The following is a 15,705-nucleotide window of genomic DNA, read 5'->3' on the forward strand; positions in this document are numbered from 1 at the left end:
GAACGAGCAAAACCGCCACGCAATTCAGTTCAATCCCCGCTGGTGTTGGACGGGGACGCAGTAGATCGGACTTTTTGCTTAGCCATCACAGGTTTGTCATAAATCATCGCATGATACTCAATGTCAGTGTGTCCTCAGCCATTGGCAGACCCAATCACCGTCAACTGTCAACCGTAAACCGACAACCTGAGCAGTTATTCATCCTTCAAGATACTCGGCCAGCTTGCCCATGATATAATCTTTTCGTTCCGGGGTGTTCTTGCCCATGTAAAAGGTCAATATCTGAGGCACCTCACTCAAGGTATCGATCTGCACCTGCTGCAGGCGCATATTATCTCCGATAAACTGCTTGAACTCTCGCGGTGAGATTTCTCCTAAGCCCTTAAAACGTGTAATCTCAACCCGCTTTTTCACCTTGCCGCTGCCGGCTAACCGCTTTTCTGCCTTCTTCTTTTCTTCTTCGGAATAGCAATAAACGGTTTCATCCTTGTCGCGCACCCGAAAGATAGGGGTCTCCAGGATATAGATATGGCCACGCTTGACCAGATTCTCAAAGTAATGAAGGAAGAAGGTCAGGATCAAATTGCGGATATGAAGCCCATCGACATCGGCATCGGTTGCCAGGATGACCCGGTCAAAACGGAGCCCGCCCACCGACTCCTCGATGTTCAACGCCTGCATCAGGTTGTACATCTCCTCATTTTTGTAGAGCAAGGTCATGGACTGAGCATAGACATTCATCGGCTTGCCCTTGAGGGAGAAAACGGCCTGGGTCATCGGATCACGGGCAGTGACGATGGAACCGGAGGCAGACTGGCCCTCGGTGATAAACACCATGTTCTCCCTGCCCGGCGGCGACGGATTTTCTCGGGTCGGATGATATTTGCAGTCTTTAAGCTGGGGGACCTTGATCGCTACCTTCTTGGCCTTGGCCTTAGCCTCCTTGCGCACATCCTGAAGATCTTTACGGATCTTGGCGTTCTGCTGAATCTTGTCCAGAATCAGCTCCGCCATCTCGGTGTGTTTATAGAGGTACTCGCACACAGCGTCGCGGATCTTAGTCACGATCCCGCCCCGAATATCGGTATTGCCAAGCTTATTCTTGGTCTGAGACTCAAAGATAGGGTCCTTGATCTTGACCGCGATGGCGCCGACAATACCGTCACGGACATCCTCACCCATGAATTTCTTGCCGGAGAACTCGTTAACGCCTTTTAAAATACCTTCCCTAAAGGCCGAGAGATGAGTGCCGCCCTCATTGGTAAAGGTCCCGTTGACAAAAGAGAAGTAGTTTTCACCGTAGCCGTCGGTGTGGGAGAAAGTAAACTCCAGGGTCTCATCTTTAAAGTGGATAAAATCGTAAAGCTGAGTCCCCTTGATCTCGTTATTTAAAAGATCAAGGAGTCCGTTATTTGACAAAAAACACTCCTCGCCAAAATAGAGCTTGAGTCCGGCATTGAGATAAGCATACCGCCACAAGCGCTTACGGATAAACTCCAGATAAAAGGTGAACCCTTCAAAAAGCTCAGGATCAGGCATGAACTCGATCAAGGTGCCGTCCTTTTCGCTGCTTGTACCGTTCCCCTGATCCACAATCTTTCCCCGGCAGAACCGAGCCGTGGCGAACTGCCCCTCGCGAAACGAGGTCACCACAAAGTCACTCGACAGGGCATTGACTGCCTTGGTGCCTACCCCGTTAAGGCCGACCGAAAATTGAAACACATCGGTATTATATTTGGCGCCGGTATTGATCACCGATACACATTCAACAATCTTGCCTAAGGGTATTCCCCGACCATAGTCCCGCACCCGAACCCTATTCCCTTCGTTGATGCTGATATCGACCCGCTTCCCCACTCCCATGATAAACTCATCAACCGCGTTATCGATGATCTCTTTAAGCAGAATGTAAATACCGTCGTCGGGATGAGATCCGTTGCCAAGGCGACCGATATACATCCCCGGGCGGAGACGGATATGCTCCAGAGAACTTAAGGTCTTGATCTTTGATTCATCGTAGGTTGTTGATGCAGTATTCATGAACAGTCACAGGACAGACGGATTGAAAGTACATAAGGGCCTCGGAGACAATACAGTATCCCAAGATTGCGCAGAATTTCAGGTCGAATTCGACTGACAGCAACAGGTGTATAGCCAAACTAGTACCCATTGCCGTGACAAAAAAGTCTCCCTAAAAAACGAACAATATTAAGATGATGATTATGATGCGACCCTCACGGGAATGGACATATGAAGCCAGGACGAAGGACAGGCGGATACTACCCCACAACTCCGGATGACTCAAGACTTCCGTTTGTATATCGCGCTTTCCCGGGGTCCGCAATCATTTTTCACGGCCAGTCAATTTGGTTTGACCACAACAGCGAGGCATTGTAAATAGTGCCTTAAGAGTGAAATACTCCTCTGGTGTTTGCTCACAACACCAAGCAAGAGTGAAATACTCCTCTGGTGTTTGCTCACAACACCAAGCAGTGGACCAGACAAATGCAGGCATCAAGGTGCTTATCTTTTTTTCTAATTTACGGCAACATCATGGAGTGGAGAGACAATGGCCAGCAATCTAAATGAGATATTTAATCAGGAAACTTTAACCACACTATTCCCACCAGCACGAAGCAATGATTTTTTTGAGGCCCTATTCGGTGACGCCTCAGAAGGGGCCTACGACATTGTCCTTACCTACGCCGGCTCACCCGATGGCCATACCTACCACTTTGAACTGCACCTGAAACAGCGTCCCGGCCAATGCTTGGCCTGCAACCTCACCTACGGCCTGCCCGAAGTCTTCTCCCGGCACCCGATCATCAACATCAAAGGGTTGGTTGCGGCGATAGCAGAAAAAATTAACGTCAATCCTGAAAAAATCACCTGGCAGCTCAAGGCCACCAAATCCATCTCCAAAGAATTACATATCATCCCGCTTCACCTTACCATTGTCCCATAAACCAACGACCACATATCCCAATTACGTGCCCTAAAGCAACAAGGGCACTTGATCAAAATACCGCCCCACCTCCTGGGGGCGGTGAGCATCGGAACCAAGCGCCAAAGGAATACCAAGAGCAATGGCCTTGGCGACAAGCCACGAGGGTGGATAGGGTTCCTCGCGCCGGTGAGCGAACCCCGAGGTGTTAATTTCAAGAGCAATGCCCCTGTCCGCCAACTCTTCAAGAATACTAAGCATCTGAAGGCGATGACCGGCATTAAAGCATATTTCAGGATGATGGCGAAGGGCAGCATCTAAATGACAGAGCACCGTGACCGGCAACTTCGCCACAGCCTCTCGCAAACCATCAAGATAGGTGCTAACAATAGCCGCCACCCCAATCCGGGAAAACTCATTCAGATTTTCTTCCTTGCGACTTAGCATATTAAGATATCGCCCTTCATGACCCATAAAATGATACGAAAGGCCAACCCGGTCCCATTGGTAGCTCTGCAAAAAAGCAATAGTCTCTTCGACCCGTTCCGGATTATAGCCAACTTCAACCCCTAACCCGATCTCTATTTCCCCTTGATATCTCCGTTGTAAATCCCGGCCTGTAACAAAATAATTCTTGAAATCGGCAAGAGTCAGCCAAGTAGTTTCAAAATAACGAATACCAGCCTCAAAATGTTCCAAAAAAATTATTCGTCGCAAGCCCTTGGCAATAGCAGCGAGAACATAGTCCTCCATTTCCCCAATCGCATGGTGGCAATAGCGGGTATGGACATGGCCATCGGTCTTCAGATCCAGAGTTATCATACTGAGCTCCAAGTTACAGAGACATAAACATAAAGGGACGAACAAGTATAGGCGCTACGTAAGCCCCAAGCCAAACGCCTTTCCTTACAATCGTCAAGACCTTTGATCTACAAACGCAGTTTAGTTTATTGATCCTCTCCACTCCGCAATCAGTATCCAATAAATACCCTCCTCCAGTTATTCTTGAAGGCGCCACATATAGGCGCAGACTTCGAAGAGTCCGTTTTACTTAAGTAGCGTTCCACCCTGCCTGGGGCAGGGGTTTATCATAAAGTAACTTTTTTCTAATTCCTGAAACACTGGCGACCGGCGCTTCAGTTCGGTGCAAGTATTTTACTGGCAATTAAAATTAAGTTACATGGAAGCTGTACAGTCTTTAGCCATCCCATGACTTTATTACGAGATTGTTAATTTTCTCACAAAAAAAACAAATCAATTGACACAGGCACTAGTAATTGGGTAATTATGAAAATTCATTATTTATATCATTGATTACAGTCTATGTATTCATTCTATAAAGTTTAATTTACATAAAAAATCAATGAATCCGCAACGATCCCACGGAAGATATATCAACGCGCTATTCCTTTTCTTTTTTCTGTTTTCTGCCAATGCTCTATGTTACGGCTTCCATTTTATCGATGAATTCGGGCATGACCACACAGTAACAGGCAATACTTCCGAAAACAATAATCCCTCCCCTGCTTCATTTGCAAGCACATCAAATCATCACCACAATGACACCAACGGAGACCACCACGAGGAAGAAGAATCCTGCTGTGACAGCCATTCACACTCTTTTCTCTCCTTCCAGCCTCACTGCATCAGCCACATTCCTAGCCTTAGTTCTCGCCCAACTTTAGAGCCTTTCCAATTCATCCCCGACGTATATCTGGACAAACCAATCCGTCCGCAAAACCTCATTTAAACCGCTGGAACATAAGCTGCAAACTAGTCATCCAACTTAGGGACACGTGCGCCTTGCATCCGGACTAGCAGACACAGCTTAACCCCAGCACCCACACACCTCTCGCTTCAATTTATTGCAGCTGTAAAATTCGTCCAGATCATTTGTTATAAAAAAGAAATTTTACCGCGTGAAACCAGTGTGTTGTAACCAAAAACATCTTGGCACAGCACCCATAGCCATACTTGTATCTACTGATTGACACGGCCTGCCGTTACTCTTTCAGCAGATGCATGAAACAGGAGATTGAAATTGAAAAAACCACTTTACAAATGGGTGTTATTCCCTGCAACCGGAATAGCACTCCTACTGATGACAACGCCTCTTTGGGGCCAAGATAAACCAATAAATCTACAAAGTGCCATTTCTGCCGCATTAAACAATTACGGTGAACTAAACGCGCTCAGGGAGGAAAGAGGCATGAACGAGGCGGCCATAACTAAAGCTGAGCTCCATCCCAATCCCGTTTTTGAGGCAGGAGGAAGTTCCGGCATCCTTACCGGCGCCAACCATGAAAACAGCCTATACATAAATATCTCCCAAGAATTTATTACCGGAGGAAAGCGAGAAAAACGATCTCGCATAGCTCAAAAAGAGCTAGATAGCTTCGACAGCAGGATCATTGATGCTGAGCGACTGCTGAAACTGAAGGTCAAAATGGTTTATTACGATCTCTTGCTGGCGAACAAACTGTACCATCTGGCACAAACGGTAAACGAGAGAAATCTCCGCCTTCTCGGAATAACCGAGGAAAGGCTTGCCAACGGTGAAGTGGCGGAACTTGACGTAAACCTTGTCAAGGTGGAGACCTCCCGCAGCGAAGGCAGGAAGATTGATGCCGAGCAGGAAATGACGTCAGCGCAACAACAGCTTTTGTTGCTCATCGGATCTCAACCGGACGTAAATCTAAAACCTAATGATTCACTTGATGCTGGAGTATTCGAAAAGGAACTTATTGATTTGAAAAAACTGGCCATAGAAAACAGACCCAGCCTTAAGGCCTTGAAAAGTGAGGCGGAGAGCGCAAAGATGGAGGTACTTCTTGCCAAAGCCGAACGCCGTCCAAACGTTACGGCGGGGCTTTCATACAGCCGAGAAAATTCTCTTACTTCTCTAGATGGAATGGAGGAGAAAAGTACCGACAACCTGATTGGGTTGAAGGTCTCCATTCCTCTTCCTGTTTTCGACACCAACCAAGGAGGCGTCATACAGGCAAACTCCAGAAAAAACAGCACCCAAAGCCGTTACATTTTTGCGCTGAAGATTATTGAACAGGAGGTTGAAATGGCGCATACACGGCTCACCTCTGCGAAAAAAGCCATTGAACTGTACCGCGCCGGAATATTACCACAATTGGAGCAAAACTTGACGATAATTGAAGATGCTTATCAGTTAGGTGAGGTAGGGATCATCGCCCCAATTGAGGAACAAAAAAAATTCCTCGACGTGAGTGAAAAATATCTCATGGCACTCTACAACTGGAACACCGCAGTCGCTAAAGTGGAAGCGGCCACAGGACTTGAACTCAAGAAAGAATACGGAGAAAACTAATGAACCCTTACATAACCGCCATCAAACACCTTGGAATACTGTTGACATTTCTTTTCATGACCACCGGATGTACAAGCAATCCACAAGCCACTGCAGCACCCACTGGAGATGAAACAGAAGCGATCAGTGTCAGCACCACAACCTATTCCGCCAAAAGTGAACTGTTCATGGAATATGACCAGCCACTAGTAGGGGAAGAGGTAAGCTTTCTCGTCCACCTTACCAGACTCGACGATTTCAAACCTGTCACGGATGGCAGCCTGATTCTGGTTTTCACCCCCATCACTGGAGAGCCTTCAAAATTTACTATTCCGGCGCCGATCCGACCCGGCATCTTCAAAACAGATGTTGTCCTCGCTGCCCCTGGAAAATATTCACTGAAGCTTATCTCTGACGGAAAAGGGTTCGAGGATGAAATCATGGTTCCCGAAATTCATGTTTTAAATAAGGGAGAGAAACTGACCGGCCAGAATTCCGATAATGGTGGTGCAATTGCATATCTGAAAGAACAGCAATGGCTCGTTGACTTCATGGTGGCGCAACCGATCGAAAAAGACCTAAATAACTATATTAACGCCACCGGAGAACTCATGCCAATCTCCAACGCCGAAGCAACCATTTCAGCACCTCTATCGGGTATCATTTCGACAGAAAAACAATTGCCGTTCATCGGTGAAAAAGTTCGCGCAGGTGACGTGGTCACCTTGATCGATCCCCCGATCAAACTGGACGGGGGAATCGGCCAGTTGGGCGCAGCTTACGCAGGGGCAAAAAATCAGGTTGCACTTGCCAAAAAAGAGTACGACCGCGCCCAACGTCTTCATGATGCTAAAATTGCCCCTCTGAAACGGGTCGAAGAAGCAGAACTATCCCTCTCAAGTGCTCAAGCAGCCTTGGCTCCTCTCGAAAAGGCGATAACCAACATAGCAGGAGAAAGCGATGGCCAGCTTGCGGTTAGGGCACCAATAAGCGGTACGGTGGTTGAGGTTAATGCTGGAGCCGGTAAGGGAGTAGAGGCGGGGCAACCGATTCTGCGTATTGTCGACACCAGTACACTCTGGCTAAAAGCCAATATTCCCGCTACAGAAATCGGCATTGCGGACAACTCGATCAATGCCAGCTTTACGGTGACCGGTCTGGCAGGTGAATTCAAGCCGTCCCGACTGGTTTCGATCAGTGACATGCTTGATCCCCAAACACGAACACTACCGGTCCTGTTTGAAGTCCCTAATCAATCAGAGAGCCTCAAGGTTGGGCTGTTCGCTAATGTTGCCATCCGTACCGGATCTGTTGCCGAGGCGCTGACCGTGCCCAGAGATGCACTGATTGAAGAAGAGTCTCGCTGGTTTGTTTTCACCCAACCGTCAGGAGAGTCCTTCGACAGGCGAGAGGTAAAGACCGGTATCGAAGATGGCGGATTTGTTCAAATCACCGAAGGGCTGACAGGTGACGAACGGATCGTGACCCGCGGAGCCTATTATGTAAAACAGGCCGAATCAGCCGCCAAAGGTGGGGCTGACCAGGGCCATGGACATTGACCCCATCACCAAGTTCCCAAATAATAGCTTCCTTCATGACACGTTCTCACTATGCGTAAAAATGATATTCCTTCAAAATAAAAGAAAACACCTAGCAAAGGAGAGTTCTTCATGCTCGATAAAATAATCCGCCTAGCCTTGGAAAACCGGTTGATCGTCGTTGTGGCGTCCCTGCTGGTCCTGGTGGTCGGCACCTATGTAACCGTCAAGATGCCGGTGGATGTACTCCCGGACCTGACCGCCCCCACAGTTACCATTATCACTGAAGCCCACGGCATGGCCACTGAAGAAGTAGAGTCGGTTGTCACCTATCCGATAGAAAGTGCCGTTAACGGCTCAAGCGGTGTGCGCCGAGTTCGCTCCTATACTGTAGCAGGTCTTTCCACGGTATGGGTTGAGTTCACCTGGAATACCGATATTTACAAAGCTCGGCAAGTGGTTAACGAAAAACTGCAATCGTTGGCAGGAGTTCTACCAGCAGATGCGATCCCCCAACTAGCCCCAATCTCTTCAATCATGGGAGAGATCATGCATGTGGCCCTGATCAGCGACCAGCATAACACCATGGAACTGAAAGAAGTCGCCGACTTCGTGGTCCGCAAACGGCTCCTGGCAGTGCCGGGAGTATCACAAGTATCCAACATCGGTGGCGACACCCGCCAATACCAAGCGGAACTCGACCCACAACTCCTTCAGGCCTTTGGGGTCACGGTGGGTGAAGTAATCTCGGCCCTCAAGGGAGCCAATGAAAATTTTGCTGCCGGTGTCATGAAAAAATCCGGCCAAGAGTACATGATTCGAGGCGTAGGAAGAGTCCGGACAATAGCCGATCTGGAGCAAACAGTGGTAGCCTCGCGAAATGGCGTACCCGTTCTGATTCGTGATGTAGCACGGGTTGACATCGGCCCGGCTTTCAGATATGGCGACGCTTCTTCCAACGGTAAGCCCGGTGTTGTCATTTCGATCCAGAAACATCCCACGGCAAATACTCTTGAACTAACAAAACGCCTGGACGGCAAGCTCAATGAGTTGCAGAAAAGCCTTCCGGCCGGCATGATACTTGAGACCGATATTTTCCGTCAATCCGACTTCATTGAGCGGGCCATCGACAACATCACTAAAGTGCTGGCCGAAGGGGCTGTGCTGGTTATTGTTATTCTCTTCCTCTTTCTGGGCAATATCCGGACGACCCTTATTTCCATTGCCGCCATGCCGCTTTCTCTGCTGTTTGCTATCTTTGCGCTTCGAATTTTCGATATCTCCATCAACACCATGACTCTCGGTGGTATGGCCATTGCCATCGGTGTAATTGTTGACGATGCCATTATTGATGTGGAAAACGTTTTTCGACGGCTTCAGGAAAACCGTTTACTACCGGAAAGCACTCGTTCGCCAGCGCTCCAGGTAATTTTCGATGCCTCTAAGGAGATCCGGGCTTCCATTGTCAATGCCACCCTGATTATCCTCATGGTCTTTATGCCCCTTTTTTTCTTAACTGGAGTCGAAGGGCGTCTCTTGCGCCCTCTTGGCATTTCCTACATGGTCTCCATCGGGACATCCTTGATTGTCGCCCTGACCGTCACCCCTGCCCTCTGCTACTATCTGTTACCACGAGCAAAATGTCTTGAACAACAAGAAAACAGCGCCATAGTGCGCTGGCTACAAAACCTCTACCGGCCTATGCTCAACCTGGCGGTCACTCGCCCTCAACTGGTTATCGCGGGATCAGTTGTGGCCTTTGCCTTGGCAATGATTCCACTCTCCATGACCGGGCGCTCCTTTTTGCCAACGTTCAACGAAGGCGCTCTGACGGTGGTTATCGTCACCTCACCGGGGACATCCCTGGAACAATCGGCAACAATCTCCCTTCAGGTAGAAAAAACCCTCCTCAACCATCCGAACATTACAAAAACGGCCAGAAGAACAGGCCGAGGAGACATGGACGAACACGGCAAGGCGGCCAGCATGACGGAAATCGAGGCCAAACTCGACATGCAAGACCGCAAACTCAACGAGGTCATGGCGGAACTCCGAAAGGCCATGGCTGGGATGCCAGCCACTATTACCTTTGGCCAGCCGATTGGTCACAGGATCGATCACATGCTCTCTGGGACCATGGCCAATATTGCCATCAAGATTTTCGGCCCTGAGCTTTTTCGACTGCGAAGTACGGCGGAAGAGATCAGAGGCGCCATAGCCGATGTCCCCGGCCTGGCCGACCTGTCAGTTGAACAGCAGAAAGACATTCCCCAGATCCAGATCGTTCCCGACCGAGCACAAATGGCCCGGTACAATCTCACCATGTCAGGTGTCGCGGAGGCAATGGAGGCCGCCACCGCCGGCATGATTGTAACCCGCACCCTGGAAGGAGACCGAGGTTTTGATGTGGTGGTCAAGTTCCCCGATAACGCTCGCGACAGCACCAACACCATCAAAAACGTCATGATCGATACCCCTACCGGGGTCAAAATCCCCCTTTCCTCCGTAGCACAAGTCGTTTCCTCCAAGGGGCCGAACACCATCACCAGAGAGAATGCCCAACGAAAAATTGTCGTCCAGGCAAACGTAACAGGCCGCGACCTGAGGGCTGTTTTCGATGATGTCCGTAATCGCACAGAAGAGCGTGTCAAACTCCCTGATGGCTATTACGTGGAGTATGGGGGGCAGTTTGAAAGTGAAGCCGAGGCCACCAGGACAATTGGACTGCTAAGCGTGGTTTCCCTGCTCTTCATCATCCTGATCCTCTATTTTGAATTCAATTCATTTAGAGACGCTTTTCTGGTCATGGTCAATCTTCCATTAGCCTTCATCGGCGGAATAATAGCCGTGTATTCCACTTCCGGTGTAATTAGTGTCGCCTCACTCGTGGGTTTTATCACCTTATTCGGTATCGCAACGCGAAATGGCATCCTACTCATCTCACACTATAAACACCTCATGGAGGAAGAAGGAGAAACTCTGCGTGAGGCTGTGCTGCGAGGCTCGATGGAACGTCTCCGACCGGTCATCATGACAGCGCTTGCGGCAGGACTAGCACTGGTACCATTTGCAATCGCCGCAGACAAGCCTGGAAATGAAATCCTTTCCCCCTTGGCTATTGTAATTCTGGGCGGATTGCTCAGTTCAACAATTCTCAACATGGTGGTGTTACCGTCACTTTATTTAAAATTTGGCAGACCCATCGGGGGGTAAGAATTGCTGCCAACTATCTCTATATATTTCGTAACTATCCAGCAGCACCACATCTTGCGGCGATCGGCCCGGCTCACGTAGACTGGCTAAGCATCGCCGGTCCGCTTACCGCAATCTGCGGCGCTGCTGAACAGTTACAGTTACGAATAGTCACTCCTATTCCGGTAGGATCTTCCAAGTAACAAAACGCTAACTGACTGAAATAGCGTATTTTTCATTTTATAATTTTGACAGCTATTTCAGTGGAAATTGGTACCATGTTACTTGGAAAATAAAGGTCGAGCCCGCCCGGTTAGAACGCTGGATAGTTACTATATTTCTTCCTAACTCAATCCTAAATGAGAACCTCAATGACGTTTATAAAAATACTGCACCTATCCCCATTAATTATTACCAGTGGATTCTTTCTTTCCGCTTGTTCTTTCCAATCACTACCTCCTTCATCTCCAGGTTCATTGAAAGTAAAAATTACGCCAGCCATGGACGTGAAAATTACCCAAACCTCTGCCCGGCAAGATGAAAGCAACGTGATTATTAGCGGATACATCCAGCGGAATCAAGTCCATGGAAGGTTGATCCCCAAAGGGCATATTGACATCTCGATAATTGATGATCAAGGCGATACTATTCATCAAACTTCAACCAAATATTCACCGGAGATTCTTCCGAGAATACATGGGATGAAGTCAGTTTTTCACGCACAAATTCCAAAGTCAACACCTCAAGGAAGCCTTGTTGTGGTAAAATTTCACCGCGGCCCTCACAATGACTGAGGGTAACTGCAAACGATCGTTTATAACTATTCAGACTATTATAAAATAACCGCCCTCAACAAATCACAAAATAATACGCAGGAAGAGGAAGGGGAATAGACGACACAAAGCAAAGTATGTTTCGAAATCCCCCTCTTCCTACGTATTAAACCATCAACAAAACCTTACAACAATCTACCATTAACCAACCCTGAATATTCATCCAGCTTAACCAATCAATTTCAGCAGTCAACTTTATACTTGCCGGACAACAAGGTTTGACTTATCATAGTTGGGATAGATTTGACATATTTGCCGCGAACAAACACACTACCATCATCGGATCAAATAATTCTTATTAATTACAACTCGTTGGTTTGTTGAACAAAAAGAGACGGCATCCCATTTTTTTGTTTTTTTCTCCGCCACACATCCAACAGCAACCTACACAGACAGGGCTCCCACGGCCCAACACCACTAAGCCATGAAACTTCTATTTGATTTTTTCCCCATCCTGCTCTTCTTTCTTGCATATAAGGTCTTTGACATCTACGTCGCCACCGGTGTTGCGATTGCCGCCACCTTCGTTCAAGTTGCCTACTCCTGGGCCAAGACTCGCGCCGTACCACCCATGCAGTTGCTGACCCTGGTCATCATCGTTGTCTTCGGAGGACTCACGCTATATCTGCACGACGAACAATTCATTAAATGGAAACCTACCGTTATCAACTGGCTTTTTGCCTGCGGTTTTTTAGCCAGCCATTTTATCGGCGAAAAAACTGTTATTCAGAGAATGATGGGGGCCAGCATCGACCTGCCAAATCCTGTATGGCGAAGGCTTAATTTCAGCTGGGTGACTTTTTTTGTGATTATGGGCAGCGCCAACCTCTACGTCATGAGCCACTTTGACCGCGACACCTGGGTCAATTTCAAACTCTTCGGGATGCTCGGGATGACCTTTGTCTTCATGATCCTGCAGTCCATCTACCTTTCCCGCCACCTGCAGGAATCTAGTTCCCAACAGTAGCCCATGCCCACCAACGAACTCACCTCCGGACCTCTGGTCAAGATCTCCGACCTATCCTTCGCCTACAACAATAACGGAGGCCGGCGCATCCTTGATGGCATCAACATGACCATCCCGCGCGGAAAAGTTATCGCTATCATGGGCGGCAGCGGCTGTGGCAAGACTACAATTCTGCGCCTGATCGGCGGCCAGCTTCACCCGCTCCACGGTGAAGTTCGGGTGGACGGCCACATTGTCAACCAGTTGAACAGCAAACAACTCTACAAGTTGCGCCGAGAAATGGGAATGTTGTTCCAGTTCGGGGCTCTTTTTACCGACATTTCAGTCTTCGATAACGTCGCCTTTCCAATGCGAGAGCACACCAAGCTTCCGGAAGAGATGATCCGCGACCTGGTGCTGATGAAACTGAATGCAGTTGGTCTCCGCGGCGCCGCTCACCTGATGCCAAATGAACTCTCAGGCGGCATGGCACGGCGGGTGGCCTTAGCGCGAACCATTGCTCTTGACCCGAAACTTATCATGTACGACGAGCCGTTCACTGGCCTGGATCCGATCTCACTCAGCATCGTAGCCCAAATAATCCGCCGACTCAACGACGCCTTAGGAGCCAGCTCAATTATCGTAACCCATGATGTGGCATCGTCTATGAAGATTGTGGACTATATCTATTTTGTCTCCGAAGGGAGAATCGCAGCAGAGGGAACACCAGAGGAGATCCTCAAATCAGACATCCCCTTCGTCAAACAATTCGTCCAGGCTGAACCAGACGGACCCGTGCCTTTCCACTACCCGGCGATGAATTATCGAGATGAATTGCTTAACTCCCATGCCCATGTCCCTCGCTGATTTTTTTCGCTCCGTTGGCCGCCGCATCAATGACGGCATCTGGCGTCTTGGCTTCGCTTCCCGCTTCATGCTGACCATGCTGACACAGTCTGGCCTTGCCTTTCGGCGATTCCACTTGACCCTCAAAGAGGTTTATTTTACCGGCGTCCTGTCGTTGATCATCATCCTGGTTTCCGGCCTCTTTGTCGGCATGGTCCTAGGGCTACAAGGGTACAACACCTTGCAACGGTACGGTTCAAGCGAGTCACTGGGGGTCTTGGTCGCATTGTCCTTGGTCCGTGAACTTGGCCCTGTTATTTCAGGACTGCTCTTTGCCAGTCGGGCCGGCTCCGCGGTCACTGCCGAGATCGGACTGATGAAAGCCACCGAACAACTCAGCGCCATGGAGATGATGGCTGTCGATCCCATCGGTCGGGTGGTCGCCCCCCGCTTCTGGGGTGGAGTTATCGCCATGCCGCTCTTAGCCGCGCTATTTTCCGCATCCGGAATCTTTGGGGGCTACCTGGTCGGAGTCAAACTGATCGGGGTCGATGAAGGCGCGTTCTGGTCACAGATGCAATCCTCAGTCGATTTCCACGAAGACATCCTCAACGGCGTTATCAAGAGTGTTGTTTTCGGCATCCTGGTTTCAATTATCGCCGTCTTCGAGGGCTACGACTCCGTACCCACCGCCGAAGGCGTCTCCAACGCAACAACGCGAACGGTAGTCACTTCTTCGCTGGTGATCCTATTCGCTGATTTCATTTTGACCGCATTGATGTTCAGAGGAGCCTGATGAACCGAACAACGCTTGATTTATGGGTAGGATTCTTCGTCACTATCGGCATTGCCGCCTTAGTTTTTCTTTCTCTGCGGGTCGGCAACTTGGGAGGAACCTCGATCCGCAATTCATATCCATTAACAGCGGATTTCGATAATATCGGCAGCCTCAAGGTACGAGCACCGGTAAAAAGTTCAGGTGTCGTGGTCGGCAGGGTAAGCGCCGTTGATTTCGATCAAGAGGTATACGAAGCTCGGGTAACACTGAGCATAGACGGTAGCTATCAGTTCCCTAAAGACACCATCGCTAAAATCCTTACTTCAGGGCTTTTAGGCGAACAGTATATCGGACTTGTAGTCGGCGGCGAAGAAGAAATGCTACAATCTAATGACACAATTGCCAAAACCCAATCAGCAATCGTAATCGAAGAACTCATCAGCCAATTCATGTTTAACAAAGCATCAGAGGGAGCAACCGAATGATTCACAGCAAATACTGCCTCCACCTTATTATTGCGACTTCATTACTCGTCACTTTAAGCGGCTGCGGCACAAAAGAGAGACACAACCCCAAAGATCCGTGGGAAGGATATAACCGGGCGATATTCTCTTTCAATGAAGGAGTTGACCGGGCGCTAATCAAGCCTGTTGCTAAAGGCTACGATACGATAATACCCGGCCCGATCAACACCATTATCACCAACTTCTTCAACAACATTGGTGATGTTCCTATTGCCATTAACAACCTCCTTCAAGGAAAAGTCATGGAGTCGGCAAGCGACCTAGGCCGGGTAATACTTAACAGCACCTTGGGTATCGGCGGATTGATCGACGTCGCCACCGGCATGACCCTTGAAAAACACGATGAAGATTTCGGCCAAACTTTCGCCCATTGGGGCATCGGCAACGGTCCCTATTTTATGTTGCCGCTCATCGGACCGTCAACAATTCGTGATTCATTCGGCCTGGTTGCCGACTGGAACACCGACCCGCTGCTCTACGTCCATCCATACCGTGTCCGGGACAGCTTGTCAGGACTCAGACAGATAGACAAACGTGCCGACCTGCTCACCGCCGAAAAAGTGATAGACGCCGGGGCCATCGACAAGTACAGATATCTGCGCGAAGCATACTTTCAACGCCGTAACTACTTGATCTATGATGGCATGCCTCCGCGAGAAGAAGAATACGAATAAAACCCCATTGATGAGACACAAGCACACACCATAACTCTTCAAACTATCGAAAATATCTACTTACGCACCAATAACCACAAGGGAAAATTATGAAAAAATTTATAGGACTCC

At 48.9% G+C, this 15,705-nt stretch carries 12 protein-coding genes; 10 read left to right on the forward strand and 2 right to left on the reverse strand.

The genetic code is table 11. From position 1 onward, the window contains the following. Positions 1-198: 198 nt before the first annotated feature. A complete protein-coding gene (locus FP815_03855) occupies positions 199-2,040 on the reverse strand; it encodes a type IIA DNA topoisomerase subunit B (GenBank protein ID MBA3014072.1) in 1,842 nt (613 codons plus the stop codon). Between the two features lie 529 nt (positions 2,041-2,569). Between FP815_03855 and FP815_03860 the strand changes: the two genes are divergently transcribed. Continuing rightward, positions 2,570-2,965, forward strand: coding sequence for a pancreas/duodenum homeobox protein 1 (locus FP815_03860; GenBank protein MBA3014073.1), 396 nt, complete (start codon positions 2,570-2,572; stop codon positions 2,963-2,965). 30 nt (positions 2,966-2,995) lie between these two features. Here FP815_03860 and FP815_03865 read toward each other — a convergent pair whose 3' ends face one another. Continuing rightward, on the reverse strand, positions 2,996-3,766 hold the full coding sequence (locus FP815_03865; GenBank protein ID MBA3014074.1) for a histidinol-phosphatase: 771 nt from the start codon (positions 3,764-3,766) through the stop codon (positions 2,996-2,998). Between the two features lie 1,279 nt (positions 3,767-5,045). On the opposite strand from FP815_03865, the gene FP815_03870 reads away from it, so the two are divergent. The 9 genes from FP815_03870 (at position 5,046) to FP815_03910 (ending at position 15,594) form a co-directional block, all read left to right on the forward strand. Next, positions 5,046-6,284: a TolC family protein gene (locus FP815_03870; GenBank protein MBA3014075.1), complete on the forward strand. Its 1,239-nt coding sequence runs from the start codon at positions 5,046-5,048 to the stop codon at positions 6,282-6,284. Continuing rightward, positions 6,284-7,822: an efflux RND transporter periplasmic adaptor subunit gene (locus tag FP815_03875; GenBank protein MBA3014076.1), complete on the forward strand. Its 1,539-nt coding sequence runs from the start codon at positions 6,284-6,286 to the stop codon at positions 7,820-7,822. The genes FP815_03870 and FP815_03875 overlap by 1 nt, the downstream gene beginning before the upstream one ends. 111 nt (positions 7,823-7,933) lie before the next feature. Next, positions 7,934-11,014, forward strand: coding sequence for an efflux RND transporter permease subunit (locus tag FP815_03880; protein MBA3014077.1), 3,081 nt, complete (start codon positions 7,934-7,936; stop codon positions 11,012-11,014). A 350-nt stretch (positions 11,015-11,364) separates the two neighbouring features. Beyond that, a complete protein-coding gene (locus tag FP815_03885; GenBank protein MBA3014078.1) occupies positions 11,365-11,787 on the forward strand; it encodes a hypothetical protein in 423 nt (140 codons plus the stop codon). 463 nt (positions 11,788-12,250) lie between these two features. After that, complete coding sequence (locus tag FP815_03890) at positions 12,251-12,793, forward strand: septation protein A (GenBank protein MBA3014079.1); 543 nt, start codon at positions 12,251-12,253, stop codon at positions 12,791-12,793. A gap of 3 nt (positions 12,794-12,796) precedes the next feature. Beyond that, the gene (locus FP815_03895; GenBank protein MBA3014080.1) at positions 12,797-13,639 is read left to right on the forward strand and encodes an ABC transporter ATP-binding protein; all 843 of its coding nucleotides are present in this window, start codon (positions 12,797-12,799) and stop codon (positions 13,637-13,639) included. Further along, complete coding sequence (mlaE, locus tag FP815_03900) at positions 13,626-14,414, forward strand: lipid asymmetry maintenance ABC transporter permease subunit MlaE (GenBank protein MBA3014081.1); 789 nt, start codon at positions 13,626-13,628, stop codon at positions 14,412-14,414. The genes FP815_03895 and mlaE overlap by 14 nt, the downstream gene beginning before the upstream one ends. After that, the gene (gene mlaD, locus FP815_03905) at positions 14,414-14,881 is read left to right on the forward strand and encodes an outer membrane lipid asymmetry maintenance protein MlaD (GenBank protein MBA3014082.1); all 468 of its coding nucleotides are present in this window, start codon (positions 14,414-14,416) and stop codon (positions 14,879-14,881) included. Before mlaE ends, mlaD begins: the two co-directional genes overlap by 1 nt. Next, positions 14,878-15,594, forward strand: a complete 717-nt coding sequence (locus FP815_03910; GenBank protein ID MBA3014083.1) for a VacJ family lipoprotein — start codon at positions 14,878-14,880, stop codon at positions 15,592-15,594. The genes mlaD and FP815_03910 overlap by 4 nt, the downstream gene beginning before the upstream one ends. Positions 15,595-15,705 lie beyond the last annotated feature (111 nt).

The sequence above is a fragment of the Desulfobulbaceae bacterium genome (assembly GCA_013792005.1).
Taxonomy (GTDB): Bacteria; Desulfobacterota; Desulfobulbia; order Desulfobulbales; family VMSU01; genus VMSU01.